The sequence below is a fragment of the Pseudomonas sp. TE50-2 genome (genome assembly GCF_040813665.1).
Taxonomy (GTDB): Bacteria; Pseudomonadota; Gammaproteobacteria; order Pseudomonadales; family Pseudomonadaceae; genus Aquipseudomonas; species Aquipseudomonas soli.
The window spans coordinates 1,927,761-1,945,398 of the sequence record NZ_JBFNXN010000001.1 but is presented as its reverse complement, the minus strand read 5'-3'; the positions used below and the strand labels follow the sequence as shown (position 1 = coordinate 1,945,398).

The 17,638-nt window shown below is 64.7% G+C and carries 15 protein-coding genes; 13 read left to right on the top strand and 2 right to left on the bottom strand.

The features are described 5' to 3' along the window. Positions 1–5 precede the first annotated feature (5 nt). From murD to lpxC, 9 genes are all read left to right on the top strand, one after another. Positions 6–1,352, top strand: coding sequence for a UDP-N-acetylmuramoyl-L-alanine--D-glutamate ligase (gene murD, locus AAHK21_RS08885; protein WP_046857009.1), 1,347 nt, complete (start codon positions 6–8; stop codon positions 1,350–1,352). Then, positions 1,352–2,563 carry a putative lipid II flippase FtsW gene (gene ftsW / locus AAHK21_RS08880; protein ID WP_172670936.1) on the top strand — a complete coding sequence of 404 codons (1,212 nt, stop codon included), beginning with the start codon at positions 1,352–1,354 and terminating at the stop codon, positions 2,561–2,563. Before murD ends, ftsW begins: the two co-directional genes overlap by 1 nt. Next, positions 2,553–3,632 carry an undecaprenyldiphospho-muramoylpentapeptide beta-N-acetylglucosaminyltransferase gene (murG, locus tag AAHK21_RS08875; RefSeq protein WP_367857029.1) on the top strand — a complete coding sequence of 360 codons (1,080 nt, stop codon included), beginning with the start codon at positions 2,553–2,555 and terminating at the stop codon, positions 3,630–3,632. The genes ftsW and murG overlap by 11 nt, the downstream gene beginning before the upstream one ends. Continuing rightward, on the top strand, positions 3,625–5,073 hold the full coding sequence (gene murC / locus AAHK21_RS08870; protein WP_038707416.1) for a UDP-N-acetylmuramate--L-alanine ligase: 1,449 nt from the start codon (positions 3,625–3,627) through the stop codon (positions 5,071–5,073). Before murG ends, murC begins: the two co-directional genes overlap by 8 nt. Next, a complete protein-coding gene (locus AAHK21_RS08865) occupies positions 5,070–6,026 on the top strand; it encodes a D-alanine--D-alanine ligase (protein WP_367857028.1) in 957 nt (318 codons plus the stop codon). Before murC ends, AAHK21_RS08865 begins: the two co-directional genes overlap by 4 nt. 5 nt (positions 6,027–6,031) lie before the next feature. Then, a complete protein-coding gene (locus AAHK21_RS08860) occupies positions 6,032–6,901 on the top strand; it encodes a cell division protein FtsQ/DivIB (RefSeq protein ID WP_367857027.1) in 870 nt (289 codons plus the stop codon). Between the two features lie 14 nt (positions 6,902–6,915). After that, positions 6,916–8,184: a cell division protein FtsA gene (gene ftsA / locus AAHK21_RS08855; protein ID WP_028689735.1), complete on the top strand. Its 1,269-nt coding sequence runs from the start codon at positions 6,916–6,918 to the stop codon at positions 8,182–8,184. Between the two features lie 55 nt (positions 8,185–8,239). Beyond that, on the top strand, positions 8,240–9,436 hold the full coding sequence (ftsZ, locus tag AAHK21_RS08850) for a cell division protein FtsZ (protein WP_003251871.1): 1,197 nt from the start codon (positions 8,240–8,242) through the stop codon (positions 9,434–9,436). 112 nt (positions 9,437–9,548) lie between these two features. Next, the gene (lpxC, locus tag AAHK21_RS08845) at positions 9,549–10,460 is read left to right on the top strand and encodes a UDP-3-O-acyl-N-acetylglucosamine deacetylase (RefSeq protein ID WP_046857004.1); all 912 of its coding nucleotides are present in this window, start codon (positions 9,549–9,551) and stop codon (positions 10,458–10,460) included. Between the two features lie 88 nt (positions 10,461–10,548). Here the strand turns inward: lpxC and AAHK21_RS08840 are convergent, their stop codons facing one another. Further along, positions 10,549–11,004: a DUF721 domain-containing protein gene (locus AAHK21_RS08840; protein ID WP_046857003.1), complete on the bottom strand. Its 456-nt coding sequence runs from the start codon at positions 11,002–11,004 to the stop codon at positions 10,549–10,551. Between the two features lie 333 nt (positions 11,005–11,337). Here AAHK21_RS08840 and secA point away from each other — a divergent pair, with 333 nt between their 5' ends. From secA to AAHK21_RS08820, 4 genes are all read left to right on the top strand, one after another. Beyond that, positions 11,338–14,073, top strand: coding sequence for a preprotein translocase subunit SecA (gene secA / locus AAHK21_RS08835; protein ID WP_046857002.1), 2,736 nt, complete (start codon positions 11,338–11,340; stop codon positions 14,071–14,073). A gap of 88 nt (positions 14,074–14,161) precedes the next feature. After that, positions 14,162–15,379, top strand: coding sequence for a bifunctional glutamate N-acetyltransferase/amino-acid acetyltransferase ArgJ (argJ, locus tag AAHK21_RS08830; protein WP_367857026.1), 1,218 nt, complete (start codon positions 14,162–14,164; stop codon positions 15,377–15,379). 54 nt (positions 15,380–15,433) lie between these two features. Continuing rightward, positions 15,434–16,066, top strand: a complete 633-nt coding sequence (locus AAHK21_RS08825) for a glutathione S-transferase family protein (RefSeq protein ID WP_367857025.1) — start codon at positions 15,434–15,436, stop codon at positions 16,064–16,066. Next, positions 16,063–17,007 (top strand): Nudix family hydrolase, encoded by a 945-nt coding sequence (locus AAHK21_RS08820; RefSeq protein WP_367857024.1) that lies wholly within the window; start codon positions 16,063–16,065, stop codon positions 17,005–17,007. The genes AAHK21_RS08825 and AAHK21_RS08820 overlap by 4 nt, the downstream gene beginning before the upstream one ends. 66 nt (positions 17,008–17,073) lie before the next feature. On the opposite strand, the gene AAHK21_RS08815 is transcribed toward AAHK21_RS08820, so the two are convergent. Next, the gene (locus AAHK21_RS08815) at positions 17,074–17,637 is read right to left on the bottom strand and encodes a cob(I)yrinic acid a,c-diamide adenosyltransferase (protein WP_367857023.1); all 564 of its coding nucleotides are present in this window, start codon (positions 17,635–17,637) and stop codon (positions 17,074–17,076) included. Position 17,638: the final 1 nt, after the last annotated feature.

Sequence of the window (17,638 nt, the reverse complement as noted above, 5' to 3'; positions counted from 1 at the left end):
CGAGCGTGTCACTGATCGCTTCCGACCAATTCCGCATCGTTGTCGGCCTCGGCAAGAGCGGCATGTCCCTGGTTCGCTTCCTGGCGAGCCGGGGCATTGCCTTTGCGGTCGCCGACACCCGCGAGCAACCGCCGGAACTGGACACCCTGCGCCGTGAATACCCGCAGGTGGAAGTGCGCTGTGGCGAGCTGGACGTGGACTTCCTGTGCCGGGCCAGCGAGCTGTATGTCAGCCCGGGCCTGGCCCTGGCTACACCTGCGCTGCAACAGGCCGCCGCGCGTGGCGTCAAGCTGTCCGGGGACATCGAGCTGTTCGCCCATCACGCCAAGGCGCCGATCGTGGCCATCAGCGGCTCCAACGCCAAGAGCACCGTCACCACCCTGGTCGGCGAGATGGCCGCCAAGGCAGGCAAACGTGTGGCGGTCGGCGGCAACCTCGGCACCCCGGCCCTGGACTTGCTGGCTGACGACGTCGAGCTGTACGTGCTGGAGCTGTCGAGCTTCCAGCTGGAGACCACCGACCAGCTCAACGCCGAAGTGGCCACCGTGCTGAACATCAGCGAAGACCACATGGACCGCTACAGCGGCCTGCCGGCCTATCACCTGGCCAAGCACCGGATCTTCCGCGGCGCCCGCCAGGTGGTGGTCAACCGCCAGGATGCCCTGAGCCGTCCGTTGCCGGTCGAAGGCCGTCCGTGCTGGACCTTTGGCCTCAACGCACCGGACTTCAAGGCCTTCGGCCTGCGTGAAGTGGATGGCGAGAAATACCTGGCGTTCGAGTTCCAGACCCTCATGCCAGTGCGTGAGCTGAAGATCCGCGGCGCCCACAATCACAGCAACGCCCTGGCTGCCCTGGCCCTCGGCCACGCCGTCGGCCTGCCGTTCGAGCCGATGCTCGAAGCCCTGCGTGAATTCAAGGGCCTGGCCCATCGTTGCCAGTGGGTGCGCGAGCGCAACGGCGTGAACTGGTACGACGATTCCAAGGCCACCAACGTCGGTGCCGCGCTGGCAGCCATCGAAGGCCTGGGCGCCGATATCGAGGGCAAACTGGTGCTGATCGCCGGCGGCGATGGCAAGGGTGCCGATTTTGCGGCCTTGCGCACCCCGGTGGCGCAGCATTGCCGCGCCGTGGTGCTGATCGGTCGCGATGCCGCACGCCTGGCCGAAACCCTGAAGGATGCCGTGCAACTGGTGCCCGTGCAGACCCTCGATGAGGCCGTGCAGCGATGCGCCGAGCTGGCCCGCGCCGGTGACGCGGTACTGCTGTCGCCGGCCTGCGCCAGCCTCGACATGTTCAAGAACTTTGAAGAACGCGGGCGCCTGTTCGCCCAGGCAGCGGAGGGGCTGGCATGATCTTCGGCATCCTCAAGCCGTACCCGTCGCCGCTGATCAGCGGCCGTGGCATCGACCTCGACTTCCCGCTGCTGGCCGGTTGCCTGGCGCTGCTCGGCCTGGGCCTGGTGATGATCACCTCGGCCTCCTCCGAAGTGGCCGCGGTGCAGTCGGGCAACCCGCTGTACCACATGTTCCGCCACCTGGTGTACGTCACCCTTGGCCTGGGCGCCGGGTTGATGACCATGCTGGTGCCGATCGCCACCTGGCAGCGCATGGGCTTCATGATGCTGATCGGTGCCTTCGGCCTGCTGGTGCTGGTGCTGGTGCCCGGTATCGGCCGTGAGGTGAACGGTTCGATGCGCTGGATCGGCTTCAGCTTCTTCAACGTCCAGCCGTCGGAGATTGCCAAGGTCTTCGTGGTCATTTATCTCGCCGGCTACCTGGTGCGTCGCCAGACCGAGGTGCGCGAAAGCTGGATGGGCTTCTTCAAACCGTTCATCGTGCTGCTGCCAATGGCCGGCCTGCTGCTGATGGAGCCGGACTTCGGCGCCACGGTGGTGATGATGGGCGCTGCGGCGGCCATGCTGTTCCTCGGTGGGGTGGGGCTGTTCCGCTTCTCGCTGATGGTGGTGCTGGCGGTCATATCGGTGGTGGTACTGGTCCAGGCCCAGCCTTACCGGATGGCGCGCCTGATCACCTTCACCGACCCCTGGAGCGATCAGTTCGGCTCCGGCTACCAGCTGACCCAGGCGTTGATCGCTTTCGGGCGCGGCGAATGGTTGGGCGTGGGCTTGGGCAACAGTGTGCAGAAGCAGTTCTACCTGCCCGAGGCGCACACCGACTTCGTGTTCTCGGTACTGGCCGAAGAGCTGGGGGTGATCGGCTCGCTGCTGACCATCGCACTGTTCGTGTTCATCACCGTGCGCGCCCTGTACATCGGCCTGTGGGCCGAGAAGGCCAAGCAGTACTTCGCCGCCTACATGGCCTTCGGCCTGTCGTTCCTGTGGATCGGCCAGTTTTTGATCAACATCGGCGTGAACGTCGGCCTGTTGCCGACCAAGGGCCTGACCCTGCCGTTCCTCAGCTACGGGGGCAGCTCCCTGGTGATCTGTTGCGCCTGTGTCGGGCTGCTTTTACGCATCGAGTGGGAGAGCCGCACCCATCTGGGCAGCGAGGAACACGAATTCAAGGAAAGCGATTTTGCCGAGGAGACCAGTCATGGCCGCTGACGGCAAGAACGTCCTGATCATGGCCGGTGGCACCGGGGGCCACGTGTTCCCGGCCCTGGCCTGTGCCCGCGAGTTCCAGGCCCGCGGCTACAGCGTGCATTGGCTGGGTACCCCGCGTGGCATCGAGAACGAACTGGTGCCCCAGGCCGGCCTGCCGCTGCACCTGATCCAGGTCACCGGCCTGCGCGGCAAGGGCAAGCTGTCGCTGCTCAAGGCGCCGTTCACCCTGGTCAAGGCCGTGCTGCAGGCGCGGCGCATCGTCCGTGAGCTCAAGCCGGTCTGCGTGGTCGGCTTCGGTGGCTATGTGACCGGCCCCGGTGGCGTAGCCGCGCGGTTGTGTGGCGTGCCACTGGTGATCCACGAGCAGAATGCCCGCGCCGGCACCACCAATCGGTTGCTGCTGCCGCTGGCTACGCGTGTCTGCGAAGCATTCCCGGACACCTTTGCCGCCAGCGACAAGCTGCGCACCACCGGCAATCCGGTGCGCCCGGAGCTGTTCATGGACGCCCTGCGCGCACCCCTGGCCGAGCGCCGTGCGCGCCTGTTGGTCATGGGCGGCAGCCTGGGTGCGGAACCATTGAACAAATTGTTGCCTAAGGCCCTGTCCGAGGTGCCGGCGAACCTGCGCCCCGAAGTGTTCCACCAGGCGGGCAGGAACCACGCGCCCGTTACCGCCGAGCGTTATCACGAGGCGGGGGTCGAGGCCCAGGTCGAACCGTTCATCAAGGATATGGCCCATGCCTATGGCTGGGCCGATATGGTGGTGTGCCGGGCCGGTGCCCTGACCGTCAGCGAACTCGCGGCGGCGGGCCTGCCCTCGATGCTGGTGCCCTTGCCCCATGCCATCGACGACCACCAGACCCACAACGCCCAATACCTGGCACGTGAAGGCGCCGCCTTCCTGATGCCACAAGCGACTACTGGCGCAGCGCAGCTCGCTGAACGCCTGAACGAGGTGCTGATGCAACCCGAGAAACTCAACGCCATGGCCGGCACCGCCCGCCGCCTGGCCAAACCTGCCGCAACCAGCACCGTGGTGGATATCTGCCTGGAGGTGGCCCATGGTTGAGAGCCAGAAAGCCATGCCGCATCCGAAGATGGGCCGCATCCGTCGCATCCACTTCGTCGGTATCGGCGGCGTGGGCATGTGCGGCATCGCCGAAGTGCTGCTGAACCTCGGCTATGAAGTGTCCGGTTCCGACCTCAAGGTGTCGCCGGTCACCGAGCGCCTCGAGTCGTTCGGCGCCGAGATCTTCGTCGGCCACCGCGCCGAGAACGCCGCCAACGCCGATGTGCTGGTGGTGTCCAGCGCGATCAATCCGGCCAACCCGGAAGTCGCCACCGCACTGGAGCGCCGCATCCCCGTGGTGCCGCGTGCCGAGATGCTCGCCGAGCTGATGCGCTATCGCCATGGCGTCGCGGTGGCTGGCACCCACGGCAAGACCACCACCACCAGCCTGCTGGCCTCGGTGTTCGCCGCTGGTGGCCTGGACCCGACCTTCGTCATCGGTGGTCGCCTGACCGCGGCCGGGACCAACGCGCAGTTGGGCACCAGCCGCTACCTGATCGCCGAAGCCGACGAGAGCGACGCCAGCTTCCTGCACCTGCAGCCCATGGTCGCCGTGGTCACCAATATCGACGCCGACCACATGGCCACCTACGAAGGCGACTTCAACAAGCTGAAGAAGACCTTTGTCGAGTTCCTGCACAACCTGCCGTTCTATGGGCTGGCGGTGATGTGCCTGGACGACCCGGTGGTGCGCGAGATCCTGCCGCAGGTCAAGCGCCCGACGGTCACCTACGGCTTCAGCGAAGAGGCCGACATCCGCGCCATCAATGTGCGTCAGCAGGGCATGCAGACCCACTTCACCGTGCTGCGCCGTGACTGCGAGCCGCTGGAAGTGTCGGTGAACATGCCGGGCAACCACAACGTGCTCAACGCGTTGGCGACCATCGCCATCGCCACCGACGAAGGCATCAGCGACGAGGCCATCGTCCAGGGCCTGTCGGGCTTCCAGGGCGTTGGTCGACGCTTCCAGGTCTACGGCGAACTGCCGGTCGACGGTGGCAGCGTGATGCTGGTCGACGACTATGGCCACCACCCGACCGAGGTCGCCGCGGTGATCAAGGCCGTGCGTGGCGGCTGGCCGAGCCGCCGCCTGGTGATTGTCTACCAGCCGCACCGCTATAGCCGCACCCGCGACCTGTACGACGATTTCGTGCAGGTGCTGGGCGATGCCAACGTGCTGTTACTGATGGAGGTCTACCCGGCCGGCGAAGAGCCGATCCCCGGCGCCGACAGCCGCCAGCTTTGCCACAGCATCCGCCAGCGCGGCAAGCTCGACCCGATCTATATCGAACGCGGCGCCGAGCTCGCGCCGCTGGTCAAGCCGCTGCTGCGTGCCGGCGACATCCTGATCTGCCAGGGTGCCGGCGATGTCGGTGGCCTGGCCCCGCAATTGATGAAAAGCCCGCTGTTCGCAGGCGCCAAGCAGGAGAAGTCGAAATGACCAGCGCCTACGACAAGTTGCACTCGACCCTGGACGTCAAGGCCTTTGGCCGCGTCGCCGTGTTGTACGGTGGCAAGAGTGCCGAGCGTGAGGTTTCCCTGAAGTCGGGCAAGGCAGTGATCGAGGCGCTGACCAACGCTGGTGTCGACGTAGTCGCCATCGACGTCGGCGACGACCTGCTGAGCCGCCTGCAGAGCGAGAAGATCGACCGCGCCTTCATCATCCTCCACGGCCGTGGCGGTGAGGACGGCAGCATGCAGGGCCTGCTCGAGTGCCTGGGGATTCCCTACACCGGCAGCGGCATCCTCGCCTCGGCGCTGGCCATGGACAAGCTGCGCACCAAGCAGGTGTGGCAGAGCCTGGGTATCCCCACGCCGCGTCACGCCGTGCTGGCCAGCGAGCAGGATTGCGTGGCCGCCAGTGCGGAACTGGGCTTCCCGTTGATCGTCAAACCCGCCCATGAAGGTTCGAGCATCGGCATGGCCAAGGTGAACAGCGAGCAAGAGCTGGTCGCCGCCTGGAAAGACGCTGCCAACTACGATTCGCAAGTCCTGGTCGAGCAATGGATCCACGGCCCGGAATTCACCATCGCCGTGCTGCGTGGCCAGGTGCTGCCGCCGATCGCGCTGGGCACCCCGCACGTGTTCTACGACTACGACGCCAAGTACATCGCCAATGACACCCAGTACCGCATCCCGTGCGGCCTGGACAGCGTCAAGGAGCAAGAGCTGATCGACCTTACCGCGCGCGCCTGCGATGCCGTTGGCATCGAGGGCTGGGGCCGTCTGGACGTGATGCAGGACGAGCAGGGCCGTTTCTGGCTGCTTGAGGTCAACACCGCACCGGGCATGACCGACCATAGCCTGGTGCCCATGGCGGCCCGTGCCGCCGGCCTGGACTTCCAGCAACTGGTGCTGGCGATCCTGGCCGACAGCGTAGCGACGAGAGGTTAATAGCCATGCAAGGCGCGATGATACGTCAGCAGCCACCCGTTACCGGCCGTAGCAAGCCGGTGCCGCGTGGTGCCAGCCGACTGGTGGCCGACGAGCCCGTATCGGCGCGCCTGCCGCGGCCAAGCTTCGGCGGCCTCAAGCGCCTGCTGTGGCCGGTATTGCTGGTGGTCGCCGGTTTTGGTGCCTATGAGGGTGCCATTCGCCTGATGCCCTACGCCGACCGACCGATCACCAAGATCGCCGTGCAGGGCGACCTCAGCTACATCAGCCAGCAGGCGGTGCAGCAGCGGATCGCGCCCTACGTGGCGGCGAGCTTCTTCACCGTCGACCTCGCGGCGATGCGCGTCGAGCTTGAGCAGATGCCCTGGATCGCCCACGCCGAAGTGCGCCGGGTGTGGCCGGACGAGGTGGTGATCCGCCTGGAAGAACAGTTGCCGGTGGCGCGCTGGGGCGACGAGGCCTTGCTCAACAACCAGGGCCAGGCCTTCACCCCGCGCGAGCTGGCCAACTACGAGCACCTGCCGCAGCTGTTCGGGCCGCAGCGCGCTCAGCAACAAGTCATGCAGCAGTATCAGGTATTGAGCCAGATGCTGCGCCCCATGGGCTTTTCCATCGCTCGCCTGGAGCTGCGCGAGCGAGGCAGCTGGTTCCTGACCACCGGCGCGGGTAGCGCCGGCCCAGGCATCGAGCTGCTGCTGGGGCGCGACCACCTGGTGGAGAAGATGCGCCGTTTCATTGCCATTTACGACAAATCGCTTAAAGACCAGATCACCAATATCGCCCGCATCGATCTGCGTTATTCCAACGGACTTGCCGTTGGTTGGCGGGAACCGAATGCACCGACGACGGCCCAACCCGCCGTTGCGAAGAATTAGAGAGAGGCAGGACCATGGCAAACGCGCATAGCGGCAAAATGATCGTCGGGCTGGACATCGGCACCTCCAAGGTGGTGGCGCTGGTGGGTGAAGTCGGCGAGGACGGCACCCTGGAGATCGTCGGGATCGGCACCCACCCGTCACGCGGCCTGAAGAAGGGCGTGGTGGTGAATATCGAATCGACCGTGCAGTCGATCCAGCGCGCCGTCGAAGAGGCCCAGCTGATGGCCGGCTGCCGCATCCATTCGGCGTTCGTCGGTGTTGCCGGCAACCATATCCGCAGCCTGAACTCCCACGGCATCGTCGCCATCCGCGACCGCGAAGTCAGCACCGCCGACCTCGAGCGCGTGCTCGACGCCGCCCAGGCCGTGGCCATTCCGGCTGACCAGCGGGTGCTGCACACCCTGCCGCAGGACTACGTGATCGACAACCAGGAAGGCGTGCGCGAGCCCCTGGGCATGTCGGGCGTGCGTCTGGAGGCCAAGGTCCACGTGGTTACCTGCGCGGTGAACGCGGCGCAGAACATCGAAAAATGCGTGCGTCGCTGCGGTCTGGAAATCGACGACATCATCCTCGAGCAACTGGCCTCGGCCTACTCGGTGCTGACCGACGACGAGAAAGAGCTGGGCGTGTGCCTGGTGGACATCGGTGGCGGCACCACCGACATCGCCATCTTCACCGAAGGCGCGATCCGCCACACCGCGGTGATCCCGATCGCCGGCGACCAGGTCACCAACGACATCGCCATGGCACTGCGTACGCCTACGCAGTACGCCGAGGAAATCAAGATCCGCTACGCCTGCGCCCTGGCCAAGCTGGCCGGTGCCGGCGAGACCATCAAGGTGCCGAGCGTGGGTGATCGCCCGCCGCGCGAGCTGTCGCGCCAGGCCCTGGCCGAAGTGGTGGAGCCGCGTTACGACGAGCTGTTCACCCTGATCCAGGCCGAACTGCGTCGCAGCGGCTTCGAGGACCTGGTGCCGGCCGGCATCGTCCTCACCGGCGGCACCGCGAAGATGGAAGGCGCCGTGGAACTGGCCGAGGAGATCTTCCACATGCCGGTACGCCTGGGCGTGCCGCACAGCGTTCGGGGCCTCAGCGACGTGGTGCGCAACCCGATCTATTCCACCGGCGTGGGCCTGCTCACCTACGGTCTGCAGAAGCAGTCCGAGGACCCGTCCCTGACCGGTATCAGCAACAGCAACAGCAGCAACAACAGCTATGGCGATGAACCCAAGGGTCCAGTGCTTGAGCGACTCAAGCGTTGGGTCCAGAGCAACTTCTGAGTTTCAAAGCAGTAGTGGTAGGCGCGACAACTAGAGAACTGTAAGGAGAGGGAAAATGTTCGAGCTCGTAGACAACGTCCCGCAAAGTCCGGTCATCAAGGTGATCGGCGTCGGCGGTGGCGGCGGCAACGCCGTCAACCACATGGTCAAGAGCAGCATCGAGGGCGTGGAATTCATCTGCGCCAACACCGATGCTCAGGCGCTGAAAAACATCGGCGCGCGCACCATCCTGCAACTGGGCACCGGTGTGACCAAGGGCCTGGGTGCTGGCGCCAATCCGGAAGTCGGCCGCCAGGCCGCGCTGGAAGACCGTGAGCGCATCGCCGAAGTGCTGCAGGGCACCAACATGGTGTTCATCACCACCGGCATGGGTGGCGGTACCGGTACCGGCGCGGCGCCGATCATCGCCGAAGTGGCCAAGGAAATGGGCATCCTCACCGTCGCGGTGGTGACCCGTCCGTTCCCGTTCGAAGGCCGCAAGCGCATGCAGATCGCCGATGAAGGCATCCGCATGCTGGCTGAAAGCGTCGACTCGCTGATCACCATCCCCAACGAGAAGCTGCTGACCATCCTGGGCAAGGATGCAAGCCTCTTGTCCGCCTTCGCCAAGGCCGACGACGTACTGGCCGGCGCCGTTCGCGGCATCTCGGACATCATCAAGCGTCCGGGTATGATCAACGTCGACTTCGCCGACGTGCGCACCGTGATGGGCGAGATGGGCATGGCGATGATGGGTACCGGTTGCGCCAGCGGCCCGAACCGTGCCCGCGAAGCCACCGAGGCGGCGATCCGCAACCCGTTGCTCGAAGACGTCAACCTGCAGGGCGCCCGCGGCATCCTGGTGAACATCACCGCAGGGCCTGACCTGTCGCTGGGCGAGTACTCCGACGTGGGTAGCATCATCGAGGCCTTCGCCTCCGACCACGCGATGGTCAAGGTCGGTACCGTGATCGACCCGGACATGCGTGACGAGCTGCACGTGACCGTCGTGGCCACCGGCCTGGGCGCGCGCATCGAGAAACCGGTCAAGGTGGTCGACAACACCCTGCAGACCGCCCAGCAGGCGTACGAGGCTTCCAACCCGGCCCCGGTTCGCCAGGAGCAGCCGGCCGTCAACTACCGTGACCTGGAGCGTCCGACCGTGATGCGCAACCAGGCCCATGCAGGTGCCGCGGCAGCCGCTAAACTCAACCCTCAGGATGATCTGGACTACCTGGATATCCCGGCGTTCCTGCGTCGTCAGGCCGATTGATGGAATTTATCAGGGGTATAAGGGTGATTGGTGTTCAGCAAAGGCCGGGTCTGTTATCATCCCCAGCCTTTGTTGATACCTGTTCGCAATTTGCGCTGAAGCGGCCAATGCCATGATTAGACAACGCACCCTGAAGAATACCATCCGTGCCACAGGCGTCGGCCTGCACTCCGGGGAGAAGGTCTACCTGACCCTCAAGCCTGCGCCTGTCGACAGCGGCATCGTCTTCCGTCGCGCCGACCTCGACCCTGTGGTCGAAATCCCGGCGCGCGCGGCCAACGTCGGCGAGACCACCATGTCCACCACGCTGGTCAACGGTGACGTCAAAGTCGATACGGTCGAGCACCTGCTCTCCGCCATGGCGGGCCTGGGCATCGATAACGCCTACGTCGAGCTCTCCGCCTCGGAAGTGCCGATCATGGATGGCAGCGCCGGACCCTTCGTATTCCTGATCCAATCGGCCGGCCTGGAAGAACAGGACGCACCGAAGAAGTTCATCCGCATCCTGCGTGAAGTGACAGTGGAAGAGGGCGACAAGCGCGCCACTTTCCTGCCCTTCGACGGGTTCAAGGTGAGCTTCGAGATCGACTTCGATCACCCGGTCCTCAAGGGCCAGACCCAAAGCGCGGTCGTCGACTTCTCGAGCACCTCGTTCGTGAAGGAAGTCAGCCGTGCCCGTACCTTCGGTTTCATGCGTGACATCGAGTACCTGCGCAAGCACAACCTTGCGCTGGGTGGCAGTGTCGAGAACGCCATCGTCGTCGACGAAACCGGTGTGCTCAACGAAGACGGCCTTCGTTCCGATGACGAATTCGTCAAGCACAAGATCCTCGACGCCATCGGCGATCTGTACCTGCTGGGCAACAGCCTGATCGGCGAGTTCAAGGGCTACAAGTCCGGACACGCGCTGAACAACCAGCTGCTGCGCAAGTTGATCGCAGAAACCGACGCTTGGGAAGTGGTCACCTTCGAAGATGCCAGCACGGCACCGATCTCGTACATGCGCCCTGTTGCGGCTGTGTAAGTTCGAACACTCTCTCTAGTGATTAAGGCCACCTTCGGGTGGCCTTTTTTATGGCCAGAAGATGGCGCGTGGGAGCGGCGATCGTCTATCAGGCTTTGCCCTGCGCATGCGCGGCCAGGCGCTCCAGCGCGGCGCGCAGCTTTGGATCACTGATGCCCTGGGCCGAACCACGAATGCTCTCGGCAGCGTTCTCCGACAGCTCAGGCCCTTGCCCTTCGCGTTTGGCCGCCACCAGCGGCGGTTGCACCTTGAACAGTATGCGCGTCAGGTTGGCGAAGGCTTCCATGCCCAGGAGCTGACGTTGCAGGCGTTTCTGCTGGTAGCGCAGGCGGGTCGCCCAATGGCCATCGGTAACTACCAGCAACAAGGTTCCTTCCTTCCAGGAGGCCACGTGGCAATGCTCGCGGGCGGCTGGCTGCAGCTGGCTTTCCAGCAGGCGCTGCAGGTGCTCCAGGCGTTCGGCCTGGTTCAGCAGCAGGCGCAGCGGGCGCGCCTTGCGCAGCAGGGCCGAGGGCAGGTGGGCGGAGGAGGGTTTGTAGGCCATGGAGGTTCGCGGCGGGTTGCTAGACCGGCAGTTTAACAGGCGCCGCCTGATCGCGGGGCAAGCCCGCTCCAACGCAATGTGCGAAACAGCCATGCGGGCTGGGATCTTGATGCAAGTCATTCGCGATACGTTTCATCTGCGCGCACCTTGAACTTGCGCAAAAAGCCCCTATGTTAGTCAGGCCCCCTAAAAGCGCTGTGCCAGCATCGTGGAAATCCACCACTTTCCTCACCATCGTTTCCGGGTAGAATGCTCGTTCGCATGCGGCCTCTGGGCTGCACGGGCGACTCATGGGGCCGCCCTCCATCCCTACGTGTGGAAGATCCTGCCGATATGTTTGCGCCTTTGTTAAAAAAACTTTTTGGAAGCAAGAACGAGCGTGAAATCAAACGCATGCTCAAGACGGTGAGCACCGTCAATGCCTTCGAAGAGAAGATGGTGGCCCTCTCCGACGAGCAGCTGCGGGGCAAGACCGCAGAGTTCAAGGAACGCCTGGCCAAAGGCGAAACGCTTGATCAACTGCTGCCCGAAGCCTTCGCCGTGGCCCGTGAGGCCGGCAAGCGCGTGATGGGCATGCGTCACTTCGATGTCCAGCTGATCGGCGGCATGACCTTGCACGAAGGCATGATCGCAGAAATGCGTACCGGTGAAGGCAAGACCTTGGTCGGTACCCTGGCCGTGTACCTCAATGCGCTGTCCGGCAAGGGCGTGCACGTAGTAACGGTCAACGACTACCTGGCCCGCCGCGACGCCAACTGGATGCGTCCGCTGTACGAGTTCCTCGGCCTGACCGTGGGCATCGTCTCGGCCTTCCAGCCGCCGGAAGAGAAACGCGCCGCCTACGCCGCGGACATCACCTACGGCACCAACAACGAATTCGGTTTCGACTACCTGCGCGACAACATGGCGTTCAGCCAGGACGAGAAGTTCCAGCGTGAACTCAACTTCGCTGTGATCGACGAAGTCGACTCGATCCTCATCGACGAGGCGCGTACCCCGCTGATCATCTCCGGCCAGGCCGAGGACAGCTCCAAGCTGTACATCGAGATCAACCGCCTGATCCCGCGCCTGACCCAGCACATCGAGGAAGTCGAAGGCCAGGTAACCCAAGAGGGTCACTACAGCATCGACGAGAAGAGCCGCCAGGTCGAACTGAACGAGGCCGGCCACCAGTTCATCGAGGACATGCTCACCCAATCCGGCCTGCTGGCCGAGGGCGAGAGCCTGTACTCGGCGCACAACCTGGGCCTGCTGACCCACGTCTACGCCGGCCTGCGTGCGCACAAGCTGTTCCACCGCAACGTCGAGTACATCGTCCAGGACGGCCAGATCCTCCTGATCGACGAGCACACCGGCCGCACCATGCCGGGCCGCCGCCTGTCCGAGGGCCTGCACCAGGCCATCGAGGCCAAGGAAAACCTGAACATCCAGGCCGAAAGCCAGACCCTGGCCTCGACCACCTTCCAGAACTACTTCCGCCTGTACACCAAGCTGTCGGGCATGACCGGTACCGCCGACACCGAGGCGTTCGAGTTCGCGCAGATCTATGCGCTCAACGTGATGGTCATTCCGCCGAACAAGCCGTTGGCGCGCAAGGACTTCAACGACCTGGTGTACCTGACCGCCGACGAGAAGTACGCGGCGATCATCGCCGACATCAAAGAAAGCATGGCCCAGGGCCGTCCTGTCCTGGTCGGCACCGCGACCATCGAAACCTCCGAGCACATGTCCAACCTGCTCAAGAAGGAAGGTATCGACCACAAGGTCCTGAACGCCAAGTACCACGAGAAAGAAGCCGAGATCATCGCGCAAGCGGGTGCGCCGGGTGCCCTGACCATCGCCACCAACATGGCCGGCCGTGGTACCGACATCCTGCTGGGTGGTAACTGGGAGGCCGAAGTCGCCGCCCTGGACAACCCGACCGCCGAGCAGATCGCCCAGATCAAGGCCGACTGGCAGAAGCGTCATCAGCAAGTGCTGGAGGCCGGTGGCCTGCACGTGATCGCCTCCGAACGCCACGAATCTCGCCGTATCGACAACCAGCTGCGTGGCCGTGCCGGCCGTCAGGGCGATGCCGGCTCGAGCCGCTTCTACCTGTCGCTGGAAGACAGCCTGATGCGCATCTTCGCCTCCGACCGGGTGAAGAACTTCATGAAGGCCCTGGGCATGCAGTCCGGCGAGGCCATCGAGCACCGCATGGTGACCAACGCCATCGAGAAAGCGCAGCGCAAGGTCGAGGGTCGCAACTTCGATATCCGCAAGCAGCTGCTCGAATACGACGACGTGGCCAACGAACAGCGCAAGGTGATCTACCACATGCGCAACAGCCTGCTGGCGGCTGAGAACATCGGCGACACCATCGCCGAGTTCCGCCTGGAAGTGCTCGATGCCACCATCAGCCAGCACATCCCGCCGCAGTCGCTGCCCGAGCAGTGGGACGTGGCTGGCCTCGAGGCCTCGCTGTCCAGCGACTTCGCCATGAAGCTGCCGATCCAGCAGTGGCTTGACGAGGACGATCACCTCTACGAGGAGACCCTGCGCGAGAAGCTGCTCAAGGAAATCACCGACGCCTACAACGAGAAGGAAGACCAGGCCGGCATCGACGCCCTGCGTACCTTCGAGAAGCAGATCCTGCTGCGCGTGCTGGACGACCTGTGGAAAGACCACCTGTCGACCATGGACCACCTGCGCCACGGTATCCACCTGCGCGGCTATGCGCAGAAGAACCCCAAGCAGGAGTACAAGCGCGAATCCTTCACCCTGTTCCAGGAGCTGCTCGAGTCGATCAAGCGCGATACCATCCGCGTGCTGTCGCACGTTCAGGTCCGTCGCGAAGACCCGGTCGAGGAAGAAGCCCGTCTGCGCCGCGAGGCCGAGGAACTGGCCAGCCGCATGCAGTTCCAGCACGCCGCCGCACCTGGCCTGGAAGGCGAGCAACTGGCCGAGGAGGGCGCTGAAGTCGCCGTCGCATCGGCCCCTGTGCGCAACGACATGAAGCTCGGTCGCAACGAGCCTTGCTGGTGTGGCTCGGGCAAGAAATTCAAGCATTGCCATGGTCAGATTGAATGATCTGAACCACCTGCAGTAACGTGACACATCCGGGGCCGCTTTGCGGCCCCGCTTTTTGTTCTCAACCGATTTATCTAGGAGCGCTCTAATGGCTGTTGGTCTTGGTCCCCTGCCCACCCTGCACCCGGTTCCCGGTTTCGAACTCGGTATCGCCTCGGCGGGCATCAAGCGCCCGGGGCGCAAGGATGTGGTGGTGATGCGCTGCGCCGAAGGCTCCAGCGTCGCCGGCGTGTTCACCCTCAACGCCTTCTGCGCGGCACCGGTGATCCTCTCCAAGCAGCGCGTGCAGGGCAGCGTGCGTTACCTGCTGACCAACACCGGCAACGCCAACGCCGGCACCGGCGCACCGGGCCTGGCCGCCGCCGAGCGCACCTGCGCCAGGCTGGCCGAACTGGCCGGTGTGCCGGCCGAGTCGGTCCTGCCGTTCTCCACCGGCGTGATCGGCGAGCCGCTGCCGGTCGAGAAGATCGAAGGCGCGCTGCAGGCCGCCCTGGATAACCTGTCGGAAAACAACTGGGCCGAAGCCGCTACCGGCATCATGACCACCGACACCCTGCCCAAGGGCGCCAGCCGTCAGTTCCAGTTCGACGGCAAGACCATCACCGTCACCGGTATCAGCAAGGGCGCGGGGATGATCCGCCCGAACATGGCCACCATGCTCGGCTACATCGCCACCGACGCCAAGGTCGCCCCGGCGGTGTTGAAGGACCTGATGCTCGACGGCGCCAACAAGTCGTTCAACCGCATCACCATCGACGGCGACACCTCGACCAACGACTGCTGCATGCTGATCGCCACCGGCAAGGCCGATGTGCCGGAAGTGACCGAAGCCAGCGGCGCGCTGTTCGAAGCACTGAAGCAAGCGGTGTTCGAAGTGTGTATGGAGGTAGCGCAGGCCATCGTCCGTGACGGCGAAGGCGCCACCAAGTTCGTCACCGTGCAGGTCAACGGTGGTGGCAACCACCAGGAGTGCCTGGACGTCGGCTATGCCGTGGCTCACTCGCCGTTGATCAAGACCGCGCTGTTCGCCTCCGACCCCAACTGGGGCCGCATTCTCGCAGCTGTCGGTCGCGCCGGCGTGCCCGAGCTGGATGTCAGCCTGATCGACGTGTATCTGGACAGCGTGTGCATCGCCAGCAAAGGCGGGCGCAGCCCGAGCTACACCGAGGCGCAAGGCTCGGCGGTGATGGCCCAGGAAGAGATCACCATCCGCATCGACCTCGGCCGTGGCCAGTGCAGCGAAACCATCTGGACCACCGACCTGTCCCACGAGTACGTGAAGATCAACGCCGAATACCGCACCTGATGTCACAGGGGCTGCGCAGCAGCCCCAATATCCCGAATTCTATGGAGCCGAACCATGAGCTATCACCTGATCATCGGCGACAAGCTGTATTCCTCCTGGTCGCTACGCGGCGCCCTGGCTCTTGAGCTGGCTGGCGCCCCCTACGAAGAAACCCTGGTCAAGCTCAACCAGCCCGACACCCGCCAGCGTCTGCTGGCCTTCTCGGCCACCGCCAAGGTGCCGCTACTCCAGAGCGAGCATGGTGTGATCGCCGACTCCTTGGCTATCGCCGAATACCTCAACGAACGCCACCCTGAGGCCCGCCTGTGGCCTGAGGACATTGCCGCCCGCGCCCAGGCCCGTTCGGCCTGTGCCCAGATGCACAGCGGCTTCTTCGCTCTGCGCGGCGCCATGCCGTTCGACCTGTCCCGCGACCAGGCGCTGGAAAGCGTGCCGCTGGATGTTCAGGTCGACATCGACCGCATCGTCGCCCTGTGGTCCGAGTGCCGCCTGGTGGCCAAGGATAGCGGCCCGTTCCTGTTTGGCCGGCCGACCCTGGCCGATGCCTTCTTCGCCCCGGTGGCCGTGCGCCTGCGCACCTACCGCGTCGAGGTGCCGGCCGAGGCTGCCGCCTATATCGAAACCATCTACCAGTGGCCGGCCTTCCAGGCCTGGCAGCGGGCGGGCCTGGCGGAGCGTGAAGGGTGAAACGGATTCATGTAGTGGCCGCGGTCATCCGCGGTGCCGATGGTCGCATCCTGATCGCCCGTCGTGCGGATACTCAGCATCAAGGCGGCTTGTGGGAGTTCCCCGGTGGCAAGGTGGAAGCGGGGGAGAGCGTCGAAGCGGCGCTGGCCCGTGAGCTGCGCGAGGAGCTGGGTATCGAGGTCACGGGTTCGCGCCCGCTGATCAAGGTCAGCCACGATTACCCGGACAAGCAGGTGTTGCTCGATGTGCGCGAGGTGGATGGCTTTACCGGTGAGCCACATGGGGCAGAAGGGCAGCCTTTGGCGTGGGTGGCTCCGCGTGACCTGGGGCAGTATGCGTTCCCCGAGGCGAACAAGCCGATCGTCGCCGCCGCGCGTTTGCCCGATCAATACCTGATAACCCCGGACGGTCTGGAAGTGCCCGAGTTGCTCAAAGGTATCCAGAAGGCCGTGGCCAGCGGTATCAAGCTGATCCAGCTACGGGCACCGGACATGTACGACCCGAAGTACCGCGATGTGGCGGTCGACGCGGTTGGCCTGTGCGCAGGCAAGGCGCAACTGATGCTCAAGGGGCCGCTGGAATGGCTCGGCGACTTCCCGTCGGCCGGCTGGCACCTGACCGCCGCGCAGTTGCGCAAGTACGCGGCCAAGGGCCGGCCATTCCCGAAGGAGCGCTGGCTGGCGGCGTCCTGCCACAGTGCCGAGGAGCTGGCATTGGCCGAGCAGATGGGGGTGGACTTCGTCACCCTGTCGCCGGTGCAGGCGACCCAGACTCATCCCGAGGCTGAGCCGTTGGGTTGGGATGAGGCACAGCGCTTGATCACTGGGATCAGCCATCCGGTGTTTCTGCTGGGTGGGGTCGGGCCGGGTGAGCGGGAGCGGGCCTGGGAGGTTGGTGCCCAGGGTGTTGCCGGAATCAGGGCGTTCTGGCCTGAGGCTTGAGTCATCCGCCAATCGCGGGGCAAGTCGGGTCGCCGCAGCGCCGCTCCGACTTGCCCCGCGATGCTTTCAGACGGGCTTCTCGGCCGCCTGCCACAGCACCTCGTCGACACCTTGGCGCCGCCCAATGATCCGTGCTGCGACAAACAGCAGGTCCGACAGCCGGTTGATGTAGGCCAGCCCCACTCCCTCCAGCGGCTCCAGCGTGTTCAACTGCTGGCAGCGTCGCTCAGCTGCGCGTGCCGCGCTGCGACATACATGGGCCTGGGCCACCAGCATCGAGCCTCCGGGGAGGATGAAGTTCTTCAGTGGCCCCAACTCGTCGTTCCAGCGGTCTATCGCAGCCTCCAGGCGCTCCACTTCAACGCTGTTCAGCGCCTGGTAAGTGGGCATCGCCAACTCGCCCCCCAGGTCGAACAGCCGATGCTGACAAGGCGCCAGCACCTCGATCAGCTCGCTCAGCCCTGCCTCGGCCAGACCCGCCAGCAACACGCCGAGCTGGCTGTTGAGGCTGTCGACCTCGCCGATTGCCTCGACGCGCGGGTGGTCCTTGGACACCCGGCGCCCGTCGCCCAGGCCGGTTTCACCTTTGTCGCCGGTGCGCGTATAGATCTTCGACAGGCGATAGCCCATG

What these genes read in the sequence shown, in the direction of transcription:
- murG (WP_367857029.1), top strand. Translation starts at nt 2,553, where the DNA reads ATGGCCGCTGACGGCAAGAACGTCCTGATCATGGCCGGTGGCACCGGG.
- murC (WP_038707416.1), top strand. Translation starts at nt 3,625, where the DNA reads ATGGTTGAGAGCCAGAAAGCCATGCCGCATCCGAAGATGGGCCGCATC.
- AAHK21_RS08865 (WP_367857028.1), top strand. Translation starts at nt 5,070, where the DNA reads ATGACCAGCGCCTACGACAAGTTGCACTCGACCCTGGACGTCAAGGCC.
- AAHK21_RS08860 (WP_367857027.1), top strand. Translation starts at nt 6,032, where the DNA reads ATGCAAGGCGCGATGATACGTCAGCAGCCACCCGTTACCGGCCGTAGC.
- ftsA (WP_028689735.1), top strand. Translation starts at nt 6,916, where the DNA reads ATGGCAAACGCGCATAGCGGCAAAATGATCGTCGGGCTGGACATCGGC.
- ftsZ (WP_003251871.1), top strand. Translation starts at nt 8,240, where the DNA reads ATGTTCGAGCTCGTAGACAACGTCCCGCAAAGTCCGGTCATCAAGGTG.
- lpxC (WP_046857004.1), top strand. Translation starts at nt 9,549, where the DNA reads ATGATTAGACAACGCACCCTGAAGAATACCATCCGTGCCACAGGCGTC.
- AAHK21_RS08840 (WP_046857003.1), bottom strand. Translation starts at nt 11,004, where the DNA reads ATGGCCTACAAACCCTCCTCCGCCCACCTGCCCTCGGCCCTGCTGCGC.
- secA (WP_046857002.1), top strand. Translation starts at nt 11,338, where the DNA reads ATGTTTGCGCCTTTGTTAAAAAAACTTTTTGGAAGCAAGAACGAGCGT.
- argJ (WP_367857026.1), top strand. Translation starts at nt 14,162, where the DNA reads ATGGCTGTTGGTCTTGGTCCCCTGCCCACCCTGCACCCGGTTCCCGGT.
- AAHK21_RS08825 (WP_367857025.1), top strand. Translation starts at nt 15,434, where the DNA reads ATGAGCTATCACCTGATCATCGGCGACAAGCTGTATTCCTCCTGGTCG.
- AAHK21_RS08815 (WP_367857023.1), bottom strand. Translation starts at nt 17,637, where the DNA reads ATGGGCTATCGCCTGTCGAAGATCTATACGCGCACCGGCGACAAAGGT.